Genomic DNA, 14,391 nt, shown 5'->3' with positions numbered 1-14,391 from the left:
GATCAGGCTCGCCGGATCGTCTTTGCACTCACCCGGAACAGGGCGGCGATCTCACCCATGGGCCGTCCTTCCTCGTCCCGCATCCGGCGAGCCTCGGCCCGCTGAGAGGGCGACAGAGCTGGAGGCCGTCCCCCTACCCTGCCCCGCTTGCGAGCCGCTTCCAGGCCTTCGCGCGTGCGCTCCGCGATCCGGCCCCGCTCGAACTCAGCGATCGAGGCGAAGACATGGAACACCAGACGCCCAGCCGGAGTGGTGGTGTCGATGTCCTCGGCCAGCGAGCGGAAGCCAGCGCCCTTACTCTCGATGATTTCGACGATCTCCAGCAGGTCCTTCAGCGAGCGGGCGAGCCGGTCATACTTGGTGACCACGACCACGTCGCCCGGACGGAGCTGGTCCAGGAGGCGGTTGAGCTCAGGCCGCTGCCGGGCCGTGCCGGTGATGGTGTCCGCATAGAGGCGCCCTGCCCCGGCCTTCTCCAAGGCCTCGCGCTGACCGTCAAGGTTCTGCTCGCTCGTCGACACCCGCGCGTAGCCTAAGATCATGGACAGAACCCTCCCAAAACCTCGGAGGTTTTGGCCCAGGGTTCTGTCTCAGTCAAGCCTTTGTAGCTGCTGAGTCAGCTCAGGTGGGACAAAAACGACCGTTTTAGTCCTATAAGTACCGCAAGCGGCTACGATCCTATCCTGCTTGCCGTGCCAAAACCGTGAAGGCAAATTTCACGAACCAGAGGTATTGCCAAGCCGAGCTCTCGGTGGCATAAGCGTGGTATCAAGATTCACACCTGATCGGATATGGCATGAAGAAGGTCTTCCGAGAGTACGAGGCGCTGTGTCGCGCCGAGGGATATCCGCTGCTCGCTATAGAAGTGTCCGGCCGTCATTGTCGGCTTCGGTTCGATGCTGGGTTCATCGTGGCGGCGATGACCCCGTCCGACCACCGCAACATTCAGAACATCAGAAGCGCCATTCGGCGACTGCATCGCTAACTTGAGAGATGGACATGGACGACGTGACAGACGCTGAGGCGCGGCGCGATACCTTCTCAGAGCTGATGTTCCAGTATGGGGACGATCCTCACTACTGGGACTATGCCCAGTGGATCGCAGACATGCTGTTCCAGGCTCTCGAGCATATCGAGGGATTGGTAGGGAAGGAGGCGGCGGCTGCCCCCTTGCGGCAACTCGTTCAGCCGGTTGCCAACTCAGGCGGCCATAGCAGTGCAGAGACCTGGCGCGACGTCGTTGAAGATACTCTCGCCGCGGGCACGGTCTGGCCGATCTCCGATCGGCTTCATTATGCCCTTCTCTACGGGATGTATGGCGTCACGCCCGAAAGTATTCCGCTCAAGGAGCGGGCGGGCTGGATCGCCAACCTTGTAGAGGAAGTCGCCACCTTTGCCGCCCGGTCGGACGTACGCGCCTTGGAAGGTGGAGGAAACGCAATCATCAGGATCGCGAACCTTGCCTCTTCCCGCCATCACCTGGACACCGGTCGGGGAGAGGTGGACGTCCACTCCCTGGCCGTCCTCGGCGGGGTTTCGGAAGGGCGCGTCCGCAACCTGCTGTCCGGCTCAGAGGGGCCACTCGAACGAGGCCCCGAGGGAGGCATCGTTGCGATGAGCGCATTGACCTGGCTTCAGAAGCGGAAGGACTTCCTGAACTCGATCTGGGCCGAAGACGAACCGGTCGAGACAGAGGACAGCGAACCTGCCGGGCCGATCGAGCCGGATCGGATCACCTTTGTACCAGTGGCGCGGGACGGCTCGATCTTCAACCCCGATCTGATCCGGGGTGGCGTCTACCAGATCGGCGCAAAGGGAGAGGAGCAGACTTTCAGCAACTTCACTGACGCGCTGGCGGCGCTCAATGCCATGCCCGTGCCACGCTGGCGCCGCCCTAACGACAAGGGGCACTGGGGGATTGTGAGCGGCGTAGCCTGGCAGCGTGTCGAACGGCAGCAGTAGGAGATCTGACCATGAACATGCGATTTGGAGCCGACCTGTCCGCCGAAGATGTTCTGTCTCGCCTTCTCGGGGCAGGGCCCGAACGTACGTCCCTCGCCCCGAAGGATAGTCGTGGGATCTACGGTCTCGTGGATCACCACGGTGCTCTGCGATACGTCGGCTCGACGGCTTCGACGACGCAGACTTTCTACGAGCGGATCCATCAGCGGCACCGTACCGGCTCAGAAGACAGCAGCCACTACTTCTCCCGTATGTATAACACCGGGCGGATGTGGCGGATGCGGAACGATCCTGCGACGCGCGCCGACGGCGATATCGCAAAGGCGCTGAGGAACGCGTTCATCGCGGAGTACTGCCGGGCGGTCTGGGTGCCGTTGCCGGATGGGGCCGACATCGCCGGGCTCGAGAGGGCAGTAATCGAGCTCGCGCCCGCCGGAGCCGTGGCTTGGAACCGGCGCGCGAGCGAAGTCTACGCAGAGCCGCAGGACCTGGTTGACCGGATTATCACCCGGCTCGGTCTCGGCGCCTCGGAACTTGCTGCCTTGGGGCGTCAGAAGCAGAGATACGAAGCGGCGTCGGCCGGCATCGCTAGGCCCACCACGACACCTTCGACCCACGACAGAGCGATGCCGCCGTTTCCAGACGGTCCGTTCCGCTTCTTCGCACTCGATGTCGAGACAGCGAACCATGACCGGGGGAGCATCTGCCAGATCGGTGTCGCCTGTGTCCGACCTGACAACAGGATCGTGCCTTGGGTGACCTACGTCGATCCCCAGGTGGATCGCTGGGCCTTTACCTACCTGCACAAGATCGGCCCGGAGACCGTGCGGGGCGCGCCGACGTTCCGGGAGGTCCTGCCGGTGCTCGCCGATGCGCTGCGTGGGCCTGTCGTCTATCAGCACTCCGGCTTTGATCGCAGCGCGATCGAGGCTGCCTGCCAGACCTGCGGACGTCCTGCGCCGGAATGGGAATGGAAGGACAGCGTTCAGGTCGCACGGCGGGCCTGGCCGGAGCTTCGGGGCAACGGCGGGCACGGATTGGCATCCCTCAAAGCCCGCCTGAACCTGTCGTTCCAGCATCACGACGCCGGCGAGGACGCCCGCGCGGCTGCGCAGGTCGTCCTGCTTGCCGAGGCCGGTCGCCGGATCGTCGTCGCGTCGGGACACGGCGACAGTGCCTCTGACGTCCTTGAGAATTTCGAGGAGACGCCAAACCTTTCGGCCGGGACCTCAACGGTTGCAACCAACCGTTCCCCCACGGCGAAGCTCATCGGGCGGACGACGCTCACGGCGGGGAACATCCGCAACAACCACATCTACCTTCGGGACTTCTTCGACGCCTTTCCGAAGGAGGTCGTCGGCGGATCGAATGCAGCTGCAACGGCTCCGCAGACGATTACGGTCGAGTGGGGTGGCGACAGCGTTGTAGTCACCGATCTCGACGGAGAGAAGAAGTTCTTCCGAAAGCGAGGATGGGTTCGGGAGTTCTTTGCGCGAACCGGTGCCATCCCGGGTGACGCGGTTCTGGTGGAGATGATCGGCCCGTATGCCTACAGGGTCACCGTCCAACGAGGGTGAGAGCAGTTTACCGGTGGCGCCGTCGCCCTCGGCACGTCAGGATAAATCTTAGTACCCTTTGCCAGACAGATGATATCCTGACGCGGTTCTCGGACCAACCAGGGAAGCGGCAGAGGGAGTTCGCTCACCCTATCTAGGCCTGTCCGCTATGGGGTCGTTTGTTGGACATAGTTTCTGGCGAAGAAGGGCTTGGTGGGCTCGTAAGCAGCGTGACGCTTTCTACTCGGGACAAGGCGTGTAAGGCTGCGCCGGCGTGAAGAGGAACTGCGCTGCAATCATGTCTCCTTTCGTAGCCACGCACTTCACTGCCTCAGGAACGAGCTCTTCAACCGACCTCCGCCAGTCATCGAGTGCGATCTGCTTCTCATTGGTCGGCGCGTCGAGACGCATGACGTTGGGAGGCCCGAGCAACAGCCGTGCTTGGTTTGTCGCGGCGAGCGACTGAAGCCGCATGGCTGCGAAGATGGCGTCCTTCCAGAAGAACAGGCCTCCCAGCTGGATCTGCTTCGATGAGACCACATAGGGGTCGTTCCCACAGCCAATCGTCAGAACGTCGATCTGGGTAGGCTCAACCGTAAAACAGGTCAGTGCCTCGATGACCGCCAACATGACCGGGTTGTTGGCCCACACGCCCCCGTCCACAAGGAGGTAGCCGCCGCGCTCCAGAGGCCGAAAGAAGGCCGGAGCCGCAGCAGTCGCGAGCCCGACTGTGACCATGGGCACATGCCTGTCGGTCTTGTAGTCGGGATGATGCGGGGTCTTGAAAACGAAGACCTCGCTGTGGCGGCCCTCGAACGCGGGCACGACCAGCCGAACCTTGGAGCTTCCGAGGAGCCTGCGTGCCCCAAGTCGATCCATCAGCAGCGCCTCGAGCGCGGTCTGGTCATAACGATATCGGAGGTAGTGAAGTCCGTTGCGCCAGATCCCTTTCAGGCGGCCGCAAAGGCCTCTGGGAAGTGATGGGAAGACCTCGAAGCCTCGCTCGACGTATAGGTTCTGGAGATCGCGTCCTGTGAGGCCGGCGCCCAGTCCCAGTCCCAGGATGCCACCTGTCGAGGTTCCTGCGACCAAGTCGAAGTAATCTCCGATGGCTCGGCCGTTCGTATAGCGGCGCTCCAGTTCGGCCAAGATCGTGGCCGGGAAAACTCCTCGGATGCCGCCGCCGTCGAGCGATAAGATGCGAAACCGCCGATCCTTTGGCCAAGCCTGTGGAACGCGGCGGTTAGGGATCGCTCCCCATGAACGGGCCTCTCCAGGTCCGAGGCGTCCGAGTCCAGGCATCGGGTTATGTGATCGTCAACGTGGAAACGAAGCCGCCCACAGTGCGGTTCTGATCCCAAATGAGTAGCGGTAAGTCCGCTTTCGGCATCCAAACGCGTCCCACTTCCACGGCAGTTGAGTTGGGTAGTGCCGAGAAGACATTGATTACGGCGTCCTCGCCATGGGCGGCCTTGATGCGGTCAAACAGGTATCGGACGCGCCGCTTGAACTCTGCGAGGTCTTCTGGTCGGCGCATGATGTCGTTGTGAGGGTTGTCTGCAGTAAGCGACCAGATCGATACATCGTCCCCCAGGACCGCATGGATGCGGTCGTCGTTTACTGTTGCGCTCAGCGCGAGCTTCAGCGCGACCTTCGAGTGCCGCGGTCCATCAGGTTCCGCAGTCCGGAACGTGATCGCGGGCTGGTTCGGCTGCCAGCGCCAAGTCGACGGCTCGCGATGTTTTTGGTGGACCGACACGGGCACGATGTCGCCCAGGAGACGTCCCAACTCCATCAGCAACGGCTGGGGCGCCAGCGCGAAGACGCTGATCTGGTTGATCTCCCTTTGCTCGATGCGCTCCTTCACCTTGCGCGCGAACTGCCGCCTCAGGTTGTCCTGTTGGACCTCCCAGTACTTCGCCTCGTGGTCGGCGTAGTCGCAGCCAACGAGTTCGATGTCGATGGTACGGCCCTGCGCAGGGTGGCGGTCGGGCGGCATGGCTGCGAAGATGGAGCGAGTCGAGACTAGGGCATCGTTCTGCCCGATGTCGGCCGCGAACCGGATTACGTGGGAAGCACGCTCCTCCGCGATCCCCGTGACGATGGCGATACGGTCCTCGTGCTCCGCCTTCATGTCGAGCAGGACCTCTTCGGGATGGTCCGCAAGGTAGTCGACATCCACACCCTTGTGATGCGTGGCACAGAGCAGCATCAAATTGGAAATGTCTTTGGCTAAGAGGGGTGAACGGACACGATCGCCACGCGGACCGTCGGCGCTGTCGCCCACGATATGAGCGATGAAGCCGAACTTCCCGTCTTCACGCCCGGCGATCAAGTCGCCGATAAGTTCGGTGTTGCAGCCGCGATATTCACAGCGGCCTCCAGCCTTTACCCACAATGCTACTTGAATTTTCTCCGGAATGTACGTCTTCGCCATAGCGGTCCCTGCATCTCTCAACTATATCGTGTTCACGTTTCATTCACCAAGTCCAGTCGAGGCCGCTGATCACCTGAGGGGTGGCTTCACAGCGGGATTATGTTTGGAGGGTTGATGTGAGAAGACCTGACCTCTCGACCGAGAGCGCCGAGTTTCTAGAGGATCTCGCCGAGGAGCTGAGCGTTCCGCCGAGCCGCTACGAGGAGGCGGAGCGAAGCTACAAGTCGCTCGGTGAGTGGCTGCACCGGGATGGGTCGACAGTTCGTGAGTACGATCCACAGGTCTACGTCCAAGGATCCTTCCGTCTTGGAACCACGATCCGACCCTCGAATGAGGACGAAGAGTACGACGTCGACTCCGTGTGCGAGCTTCGCAAGCTGAGCAAGGGCCACCTCAGCCAGCAGAAGTTGAAGGCGCTACTCGGGGCAGAGATCGAGGCTTATCGTCGGTCGAAGAGCATGATCAAGCCCCTCAGGGAGGGGCGGCGCTGTTGGGCGCTCGACTATGCGGATGGTGCGCAGTTCCACATGGACGTGGTCCCCGCACTTCCGAACGAGGCATCCGTGCGTGCTCTGCTTGAAAGCAAGGGCGCCGATCCTCGATGGACCTCAACTGCGATCGCCATCACCGACAACGAGGTCTGGAGCTACCCGTACGTCACTGACGACTGGCCTCGTTCCAACCCGAAGGGCTACAGCGAGTGGTTCAAGAGCCGTATGGCTGTGACCTTGGAACGCAGGAAGCGGGTGCTGGCTGAACAGGTTCGGGCAAGCATCGAGGACATACCAGACTACAAGGTGCGTACTCCGCTCCAAGCCGCAGTCATGATTCTGAAGCGCCACCGCGATCAGATGTTCGAAGGCCGCTCGGAAGTCCGCCCGATTTCGGTGATCCTTACTACTCTTTCAGCGCACTCTTACCAAGGAGAAGAGTCCGTCGGGCAGGCGCTCGCGTCCATCCTCGCCGGCATGGATCAGCATATCGAACAGCGCGCCGGCCGTTACTGGTTACCCAATCCTACCGACGCCTTGGAAAACTTCGCTGACAAGTGGGCTGCGCACCCTGAACGGGCTCAGGCCTTCTTCGAATGGCTGGACAGAGCGCGAGGCGACTTCTTGCAGGCCGCGAGCTCGACTGACCGCAAGATCATTACGGAGACTTGGGAACGTGGAGTGGGCACCGAGCTCGCGGACCGTACCTACCGGCGTCGTCAGCCTGCCGCTCGACCCACGCTCCTCAAAGCGGCCTCTGTCGCTCCTCCCAGTGCGGCGTTGTCGTTCCCCAACAAGGAACGGGTGCCGACGAAGCCCCAGGGCTTCGGCGGCGCAACATGATTTGGTGGCTGGAGGATCCGACGCGAGCCAAAGCGGAGCGCCGAGGCATCGCCGACCTTGCCGAGCGAGCTAGCTGGCTCCGCAACGTGCGATGGCATCTGTCCAGTGGAGCGGTTCTGGCTGTCGACTTCGATGTCGATCACGAGGGCGAGGTGATCCCGCTCACAATGACATACTCGGAATTTCATCCGAACGCCCCGCCCAGGGTCGTGCCGCGTGAGGGGACCCGGCTGTCGGGTCACCAGTACGGTGACGGCGGGAGCCTCTGCCTTGAGTATCGTGCCGACAATTGGACCGCCGACATCACGGGCGCGACGATGTTGGAAAGTGCCCATCGGCTCTTGACCAGCGAAAGGGGCTTGGCTCCTGTCGAAGTGCCTTCGGCACATCGTCTCTCTTCGGGGCAGAGCGTTCGTGGGACGTCCTTCAGGTTCCTGATAACGCAGGCGGCCAACGAACGACTGCGACACCTTGAAGCGGGGCTGTGCGTCGAGATCGGCCTTCTTGAGAAATTTCAGTTTGGCGTGGTCGCCACGACCGTGACCGATATCGAGGGGTCGCCTTGGGTTGGGGCTTGGCCTGTTGGGGTGCCTGGGACCTCTCGTCGGGGCTTTGCAATTCGCCTTCCACCTGACTTCTCGATGCCCACACCGACCCGGGAAGGCTTGTCCTCTCTCCTAGGCGATCTGGGCTTCGCCGCCCTCCGGGAGCGGGCTATGCAGGCTGGCGAAGATCTGGATTTCGTTATCCTGACGAGCGAGGATCCGGCCCACTTCCTTGTGTTCGACGCGAATGGCACTCGCCATTTCTGCCGCTCGCGCACGCTCATGCTCGAGCCAGTCGAATCCCGCGTCCCGTATAGCTATGCCACACTCGCCGAGAAGAGCGTGGGCCTCGTAGGCTGTGGTTCGCTCGGGTCCAAGATAGCGGCAATGCTCCTGCGAGCGGGGCTGCGTCGCTTCACACTCGTCGATGACGACGTCCTGCTGGAGGGCAACCTCGTGCGCAACGAGCTCGCCTCGCCTGCCGTCGGTGTTCACAAGGTGGATGCGCTTCGCGCGCGTCTCATCGAGATCGCCGGCGAGGTGGAAGTTAAGGCCCACCGCATAGCGCTTGGCGGTCAGGAAAGCGCCGAGGCGACTGACCTCGTGATGTCAGGCCTACAGGCGTGTGATGTCATCGTCGACGCCACGGCAGATCCCAGCTGCTTCAACTTTTGCGCGGCCGTCGCTCGGGCCAGCCAAAGGCCGATGATCTGGGGCGAGGTCTTCGGCGGCGGAATCGGCGGCTTGGTTGCGCGGGTCCGACCGGAGCGCGAGCCCGAGCCGCAGGCGGCGCGGAACCAGATTGTGAACTGGTGTAATGCCCACGGAGTCGCGGCACCGTTGGCGCACACGGTGGCGCCTTATGCCGGCCTAGCCGAGGACGAGGCGCCCCTCCTTGCGGACGACGCGGAGGTGGCCATCATAGCGGGCCATTTGGCTCGCTTTGTTATAGACACGCTGGTCCGCCCTGACGGAAGCGCCTTTCCTTCGCCGGCCTACGCAGTCGGCCTCAGCCGGGGATGGATCTTCTCGGCTCCGTTCGAGACGTGGCCGATCGAGTTGGTCGGCGCCGAGCCTTGGAAAGCCGAACGCGATGTAGCCTCCTTGGAGCAGAGCCTTGAGTTGCTTCGCGAGCTGATGCCTGGCGCATTCGATGATCACGATCAGCCTGCCCAGTGAGCAGCGCGCCAGGCTGAGCGGATACCTCAAGCGAGCCGGGCGGCGCGAGATCGGCGGAATCCTCATGGGGGAGCAGGTCGCGCCCGATCATTTCCAGATCGTCGAGTTCTCCGTCGACCCGGTGACCGGCACGGCCGCGCACTTCGTTCGCAGCCCCGAGCATCACTCAGCAGCGCTTGGCGAATTCTTCCGGAGGACTGGCGCAGACTACAAGCGGTTCAACTACCTGGGCGAGTGGCATTCGCATCCAAGCTTCCCGGTCAGGCCGAGTTCGGAGGATGTGGCCTCGATGCAAGGCTTGGTGGATGGTGAGAGAGACATCGACTTCTCTGCCCTGCTCATCGTAAGGCTGCGTTATTGGCTGATGTTCGAGGCACGCGCCTACATGTTCGTCCGGCAATCGCCGTCCCGAGCCGTTTCGCTGACGCTCTGACCCAACTTCGGATTGGCTTCCGAACCGCCTTTACTGGCCGAAGTCGCATCACATACCTTACGGAAAGTCTGGCCTTGCGATCGCCTCGACAATTGCAGCAGGCAGCGGCCCGCTCACGTCGCCCAGAGCCGCAGCGCCTCGCCTGGGGCCTCGAGAACTAGGTCCTGTCTGACGGCCGCTGCAAAGAGAGGGAGCGCAGGTAGTTGAGTTGGTGAGTGTCACCATGGCGGGAGTAGAGAGAGCAGGCCCGCGCAACGCTTGCAGCATTCCTCATTCAGCTTGTTCAAAGAGTAGCACACCTGTGGTCAGGTCTCGCAGGCATCGTTAGCGGGCTTCTTGATATAGGTGCCGGGTGCAGGCGGACGGCCAGCAATCACGTCGAGTTGCCAGGCGATTACTTCCCCCTCGAGCCAAGCACTGCGCCGGGGCCCGAGCTTCAGAGGAGCAGGGAAGCAGCCGTTCGCAACATAGCGATGGATCGTGCTCAGCGAGAGAGCGACACGGCGCTGGACCTCGGATGCGGCGATGAAGACAGGGTGGTCGGGGGTACTGGTAGCGTCAGGGGCGCAGGGTGCGGAGGACATAGCGAAGGTTCCAGAAAGCATCTCTGGATCCTACGTAGGGCGGCCGACCTGATACAGGAAACTTGAAGTAGAGCTTATACTATGAAGCTAGTTTAACCTCATCGAGGCGATCCGCCCACCACTGCATCATACGGCGGCGATGCTCGAGATACTCGGCCGCGTTGTAGGTTCGGCGAACAGTGTCGCGATCCACATGATCTAACTGCAGCTCGATCCAATCGCTCTCAAAGAGACCAGACTCGTTGAGCCAGGTCGAGGCAGTCCGCCTCAGGCCATGGAAGGTGATCTCCGACTTGTCGTAGCCCATCCGGCGCATCGCGGAGTTAAGAGTGTTCTCGGATAGCGGCCGCGACTTGTCTACCGCACCAGGGAAGATCAGGCCGTTGCCGTTTCGGCCGCCGCCGGGACCCGACCAAGGCAGGACCTCTTCGAGAAGGGCCCGCGCCTGACGCGACAGCGGAACGATGTGGTCGCGATGGTTCTTCATGACAGATCCCGGCACGCGGATGAGTTCCTCGGACCATCGGACGTGATTCCACCGCAAGCGCCGGATCTCTGCCGAGCGGAGGAAGATCACTGGCCCGAGCCGCAGCGCGAAGTGAACCGATGGGTCCCCACGATAGCTGTCGAAGGACTGAAGCAGCTTACCGAAGTCGCTCGGTTCGAAAATGGTGGGGTGATGCGTCACTTGGGGCGAGGCCAGTGCCTCCGAGAGCAAGGCACAAGGGTTTGTCTTGGCATCGCCCGAAGCGATCGCGAAGGCGTAAACTCGCGCGAGGAACGTCCGGGTTCGTGCGACTTTCTCGAGATGTCCCGAAGCCTCGTAGACCCGGAGCCGCTCGAGGATCTTGCGGGGCTCCACAGTGTCGGGGGCCATCGCAAGGATCTCCTCGCCGACCGTATCCATGAACCAGTTCATCTTGTCCATGGTGGCAGCGGCCGCGCCCTCCCGGCGGCGCTTCTCCATGTACGCGCGGGCTAGCTCCCCGACCGTCGGGCCCCTTGGAGCTTTGGGTGCAGGTAATGACCCCCTCTTACGGGCCTGCTTCTCGGCTGCGGGGTTGACTCCTTGCGCGATAAGCCTCTTGGCCTCATCGCGCGCGACCCGGGCCTCGGCGAGGCCGACTTCCGGGAAGGCGCCGAGCGCCAAGGTTTGCTGCCGGCCGGCGAAGCGGAAGTTCATCCGCCAGAGCTTGCCGCCAGCTGGCGTAACGAGGAGGTGGAGCCCGCCCCCGTCAGTCTCCTTGTAGGCCTTCTCAGCCGGCTTGAGGGCCCGAATGGCAACAGCGGTCAGCCGCATGACGAATCGCTCAGTGAAAGTAAGCGGGTGAGAGCTGACCGAAGCGCAGGTGATGGTATTTCGGAGCCCTGTGGCCCGCAGACTAGCGAGATACCATCAAGGATACCATCAGGATCTCGGGATGTCTTGAGGTCTCCTGGAGGCTTATGGCCTCGGGAGGTCAACATAAAACCAAGAGAAACAAAGGTCTTAGCGTTTCTTGGATGCTTCTGAAGGGAAGATGTGGTGCCGCAGAAGGGACTCGAACCCCCGACCCCATCATTACGAATGACGTGCTCTACCAGCTGAGCTACTGCGGCGCAGGGGGGCTTTAGCACCCCCCCGCAGGAGGTGGAAGCCCTAACTTGATGTCGACGGGCCTGGGCGGCCGGGTTCCAGATCCTCCATGATGGGGGTGATCGCCGTCGAGCTTCTTCCTTCGGACCCGTTCTGCACTAGGAGAGGCAGAAGCTCCACTCCACCCGGCAGGCTCGCCTCGGCAGGAGGGGTCTTCCAGCTCAGGGTGTCGAAGGCGTGGCAGTTCGCGCAGACCGGAACCCAATGCGGATGGATGCGGCCGCAATTGTCGCAGACCCATTGGGGGCCACGGGGGGCGGCCAGCGCTCGCGTCAGCCAGCCCCGGACCGTTGCCTCATCATCGCCCAGACCTCGGGCGATCGCGGCCATCAGGGTAAGGTTGCGGCCGGTTGGCTGAGTCTCGGGCAGGTCGCCCAGCGCACGGCGGGCAGCCTCAAAGTCCTCGGCGGCGATCAGGAGTTCGGCCACCAGCATCCTCGTCTCGGGATGCTCCGTGCGGATCGACGTCAGGACCTTGAACCGGTTGAGGCGCTCCTGCGGCGTCTCGTCCGGAACGATCTCTGCAAAGGCCGCCGCCAGGTCTGGATGCGGCTGCACGTCCCACGCTTTCCGAAGGATGCGCGCGGCCGAGCGGGAGTTGCCGGCTGCGATATAGCCGCGGGCCGCCATGACCGCCGCCGGAATAAGATCCGGCGAGAGTCGATTGGCCTCGATCGCCGCCTCGCGGGCTTCGATGCTCTTGCTTTCGTCGATGACGTCGGCGGCCTGGGACAGGGCCAGAATGGCATCCCGCCGCTTGTGGACGTCGCGCGGCAAGGCTCCGGACCTGCGCTGGGCATCCAGCGTCTTCCGCGCACCCGCCCAATCATGCGACTCGGCCTGCAGGCGCAGGAGCACGTCCTGCGTCTCGGTGTGGCGCGGGTTGATCTCGAACGCCTTTTCCGCCAGCCGGAGCGCCGTCACATCGTCACCCTCCGCCAGCTTCTGGCGCAGCAAACCCCGGACACCGGCGAACCGCGTGCGTTCGTGGCGAGCGAGGATCTTGTAGGTTTCCTCGGCGCGTGCGCGGTCGCCCGCCATCTCGGCCGCTTGCGCGACAAGGAGCTGCGTCAGCTCGGGCTGGTCGAGATAGCGGTTGGCGGCCATCGCCCGGGAGAGCGCCCCGCGCCCATCGCCCGACGCCAGCGCCACGGCAGCCTCGGTCAGCGCATTGAGGCCCTTGCGCTCCTTGCGACGGGAGAAGTGGTTCGAAAGCGCGTTGTTGTCGCCGTTGAGAAAGCGGATGACCGCGCCGAGCACGCCGAACACCGTGAGCAGCAGCCAGACCACGACGGCCAGCAGCAGGAGTCCGATGGCGAGCTGCAGAGGGCTGAGCGTGAACTCGTAGCCGCCGACGGCGATGACCGCGCCGCCACTCTGCTCCATGAGATAGGCGCCACCGATGGTGAGCCCCGCGACGACGGCCACGAAGGCGAGGAGCTTGATAAGAGACCAGAGCATGGCCGGGGCCTTTCGGTTCTTGTTCCTGGGGCCGTCAGTCGGCCGAGGTGGCTTGGGAGGAGGTGGCGCCGTCGCGCAGGGTTGCCAGGGCGGCTTCGGCGTCGATCCGGGCCTGGGCCTGCGAGATCCAGTCGGCCATGGCAGCCTTCACGGGGTCGGGCAGCGAGTCGATCTCGGCCAGTGCCTCGGTCAGCCGCCCTTGCCCCAGGTCGCCTTCCACGCGCGATAGGACCGCATCCGGGTCCTGCCCTTCCCGCGGCGTCACGGAACGGAAGGAAAGCTGTCCCCGCAGGAAACCGAGGACGCCCGGGCCATCGTCGAGAAGACCCTGGTCGCGGGCCGCGGACAGGCCGGCGCGGGCCGCCTCCGGGAACGTCTCGCGCAAGGTGGCGAGGGTGGGAACGCCGGCCCCTGCCGATTGGGTCAGAGCGCCGGGAATGTCGACGCCGGTTCCGGCGAGGTCCGACAAGGGAGCCTCGAAGGTCTCGCCGGCGTCCAGCGCGGCGGAAACCTGGGACAGCGCCGCTTGCCGGCGGGCCTGCGCCTCGGCAGCCGTGGCGCGGGACTCCATCTCGGTGGCGGCGCTGGCGGCCGCCTGGGCCTGCTGGGTCGCGGCCGTGCTGGCAGCCTCGGCGGCATCCAGACGGCGATCCAGGTCGTCCACGGCGGCCTGGACCTGCGACAGCGTCGAGCCTGTCTCGGTCAGCCGCGACTCGGCCTCGCCCAACCGGGGCTCGAGAGCGGCCACGACCTCCTGTCGCAGCGCCTCCGCATCGACGGCCGGGGCGGAGGGTCCGGGTGCCCCCTCGGCGGCCAGCGAGCCAAGCGGCGCCTCGCCCCCTGCAGGCGGGGCCGGACGAGCCTCAAGGGCAGCGATCCGTTGCTCGAGTTGGGACGTGCGCTCCTGAGCCGTCTGGACCTCCTGGGCCAGTTCGGCCCGCAACGGCTCCAGATCGACGGCGGGAGCCGTGGCGGTCGCGTCCGCGGTCTGAGCCGGAGCTTCCTCCAGGGTGGTGAGACGCGCCTCGACCTGGGACAGACGGTCGGTCAGCGCCTGCACCTGATCTGCCGGAACCGTCGGCTCGGCCTCCAGGGCGGCCAGGCGCTGGTCCAGATCGGCTGGCAGCCGTGCCGGGAACAGGCCGAACCGGTCGTGCGCCAGCCAGGCCGCCCCGAACCCAAGGGCCGCGGCGATCATGCCGCCCAGCAGCAGGCCGCCGAAGCCGCCTCTCCGACGCGAGGCGGGCACCGAAGCCGCTGAGGG

General features: G+C 63.9%; 13 protein-coding genes and 1 tRNA gene. 6 read left to right on the top strand and 8 right to left on the bottom strand.

The features are described from left to right. Positions 1-2: 2 nt before the first annotated feature. Complete coding sequence (locus J3P31_RS11125; RefSeq protein ID WP_210528511.1) at positions 3-542, bottom strand: recombinase family protein; 540 nt, start codon at positions 540-542, stop codon at positions 3-5. A 254-nt stretch (positions 543-796) separates the two neighbouring features. On the opposite strand from J3P31_RS11125, the gene J3P31_RS11120 reads away from it, so the two are divergent. From J3P31_RS11120 to J3P31_RS11110, 3 genes are read left to right on the top strand one after another with little or no spacing between them, the layout of a single operon-like run. Continuing rightward, on the top strand, positions 797-985 hold the full coding sequence (locus J3P31_RS11120; RefSeq protein ID WP_210528510.1) for a hypothetical protein: 189 nt from the start codon (positions 797-799) through the stop codon (positions 983-985). A 14-nt stretch (positions 986-999) separates the two neighbouring features. Beyond that, positions 1,000-1,962 (top strand): hypothetical protein, encoded by a 963-nt coding sequence (locus tag J3P31_RS11115; protein ID WP_210528509.1) that lies wholly within the window; start codon positions 1,000-1,002, stop codon positions 1,960-1,962. Between the two features lie 11 nt (positions 1,963-1,973). Continuing rightward, the gene (locus J3P31_RS11110; RefSeq protein WP_246849443.1) at positions 1,974-3,539 is read left to right on the top strand and encodes a 3'-5' exonuclease; all 1,566 of its coding nucleotides are present in this window, start codon (positions 1,974-1,976) and stop codon (positions 3,537-3,539) included. A gap of 219 nt (positions 3,540-3,758) precedes the next feature. Here J3P31_RS11110 and J3P31_RS11105 read toward each other — a convergent pair whose 3' ends face one another. Beyond that, positions 3,759-4,820, bottom strand: coding sequence for a CBASS cGAMP-activated phospholipase (locus tag J3P31_RS11105; RefSeq protein ID WP_210528508.1), 1,062 nt, complete (start codon positions 4,818-4,820; stop codon positions 3,759-3,761). 4 nt (positions 4,821-4,824) lie between these two features. After that, positions 4,825-5,955 carry an SAVED domain-containing protein gene (locus tag J3P31_RS11100; protein WP_210528507.1) on the bottom strand — a complete coding sequence of 377 codons (1,131 nt, stop codon included), beginning with the start codon at positions 5,953-5,955 and terminating at the stop codon, positions 4,825-4,827. Between the two features lie 116 nt (positions 5,956-6,071). On the opposite strand from J3P31_RS11100, the gene J3P31_RS11095 reads away from it, so the two are divergent. Genes J3P31_RS11095 through J3P31_RS11085 form a run of 3 tightly spaced genes read left to right on the top strand, consistent with a single transcriptional unit; the run spans position 6,072 to position 9,446 of the window. Continuing rightward, a complete protein-coding gene (locus tag J3P31_RS11095; RefSeq protein WP_210528506.1) occupies positions 6,072-7,289 on the top strand; it encodes a nucleotidyltransferase domain-containing protein in 1,218 nt (405 codons plus the stop codon). Then, positions 7,286-9,013 carry a ThiF family adenylyltransferase gene (locus J3P31_RS11090; RefSeq protein WP_210528505.1) on the top strand — a complete coding sequence of 576 codons (1,728 nt, stop codon included), beginning with the start codon at positions 7,286-7,288 and terminating at the stop codon, positions 9,011-9,013. The genes J3P31_RS11095 and J3P31_RS11090 overlap by 4 nt, the downstream gene beginning before the upstream one ends. Next, positions 8,988-9,446, top strand: a complete 459-nt coding sequence (locus J3P31_RS11085; protein ID WP_210528504.1) for a M67 family metallopeptidase — start codon at positions 8,988-8,990, stop codon at positions 9,444-9,446. The genes J3P31_RS11090 and J3P31_RS11085 overlap by 26 nt, the downstream gene beginning before the upstream one ends. A gap of 305 nt (positions 9,447-9,751) precedes the next feature. Here J3P31_RS11085 and J3P31_RS21850 read toward each other — a convergent pair whose 3' ends face one another. The 5 genes from J3P31_RS21850 to J3P31_RS11060 form a co-directional block, all read right to left on the bottom strand. Beyond that, a complete protein-coding gene (locus J3P31_RS21850) occupies positions 9,752-10,030 on the bottom strand; it encodes a helix-turn-helix transcriptional regulator (RefSeq protein ID WP_368373070.1) in 279 nt (92 codons plus the stop codon). A 79-nt stretch (positions 10,031-10,109) separates the two neighbouring features. Beyond that, on the bottom strand, positions 10,110-11,330 hold the full coding sequence (locus J3P31_RS11075; RefSeq protein ID WP_210528502.1) for a tyrosine-type recombinase/integrase: 1,221 nt from the start codon (positions 11,328-11,330) through the stop codon (positions 10,110-10,112). Between the two features lie 223 nt (positions 11,331-11,553). Next, a tRNA-Thr gene (locus J3P31_RS11070) sits at positions 11,554-11,629 on the bottom strand. A 40-nt stretch (positions 11,630-11,669) separates the two neighbouring features. Beyond that, positions 11,670-13,127: a heme biosynthesis protein HemY gene (locus tag J3P31_RS11065; RefSeq protein WP_210528501.1), complete on the bottom strand. Its 1,458-nt coding sequence runs from the start codon at positions 13,125-13,127 to the stop codon at positions 11,670-11,672. Positions 13,128-13,161: 34 nt separating this feature from the next. After that, positions 13,162-14,376, bottom strand: coding sequence for a COG4223 family protein (locus tag J3P31_RS11060; protein WP_210528500.1), 1,215 nt, complete (start codon positions 14,374-14,376; stop codon positions 13,162-13,164). Positions 14,377-14,391: the final 15 nt, after the last annotated feature.

It is taken from the genome of Rubellimicrobium arenae, from assembly GCF_017916275.1.
Classification (GTDB): domain Bacteria; phylum Pseudomonadota; class Alphaproteobacteria; order Rhodobacterales; family Rhodobacteraceae; genus Rubellimicrobium; species Rubellimicrobium arenae.
The sequence above is the reverse complement of the archived record's forward strand: the minus strand, read 5'-3'. Positions and strand labels throughout refer to the sequence as shown.

Excerpts from the sequence above, each read along its gene's own strand:
- J3P31_RS11075 (WP_210528502.1), bottom strand. The coding sequence starts at position 11,330 with ATGCGGCTGACCGCTGTTGCCATTCGGGCCCTCAAGCCGGCTGAGAAG.
- J3P31_RS11110 (WP_246849443.1), top strand. The coding sequence starts at position 1,974 with ATGAACATGCGATTTGGAGCCGACCTGTCCGCCGAAGATGTTCTGTCT.
- J3P31_RS11100 (WP_210528507.1), bottom strand. The coding sequence starts at position 5,955 with ATGGCGAAGACGTACATTCCGGAGAAAATTCAAGTAGCATTGTGGGTA.
- J3P31_RS11125 (WP_210528511.1), bottom strand. The coding sequence starts at position 542 with ATGATCTTAGGCTACGCGCGGGTGTCGACGAGCGAGCAGAACCTTGAC.
- J3P31_RS21850 (WP_368373070.1), bottom strand. The coding sequence starts at position 10,030 with ATGTCCTCCGCACCCTGCGCCCCTGACGCTACCAGTACCCCCGACCAC.
- J3P31_RS11085 (WP_210528504.1), top strand. The coding sequence starts at position 8,988 with ATGATCACGATCAGCCTGCCCAGTGAGCAGCGCGCCAGGCTGAGCGGA.
- J3P31_RS11105 (WP_210528508.1), bottom strand. The coding sequence starts at position 4,820 with ATGCCTGGACTCGGACGCCTCGGACCTGGAGAGGCCCGTTCATGGGGA.
- J3P31_RS11120 (WP_210528510.1), top strand. The coding sequence starts at position 797 with ATGAAGAAGGTCTTCCGAGAGTACGAGGCGCTGTGTCGCGCCGAGGGA.
- J3P31_RS11115 (WP_210528509.1), top strand. The coding sequence starts at position 1,000 with ATGGACGACGTGACAGACGCTGAGGCGCGGCGCGATACCTTCTCAGAG.
- J3P31_RS11065 (WP_210528501.1), bottom strand. The coding sequence starts at position 13,127 with ATGCTCTGGTCTCTTATCAAGCTCCTCGCCTTCGTGGCCGTCGTCGCG.
- J3P31_RS11090 (WP_210528505.1), top strand. The coding sequence starts at position 7,286 with ATGATTTGGTGGCTGGAGGATCCGACGCGAGCCAAAGCGGAGCGCCGA.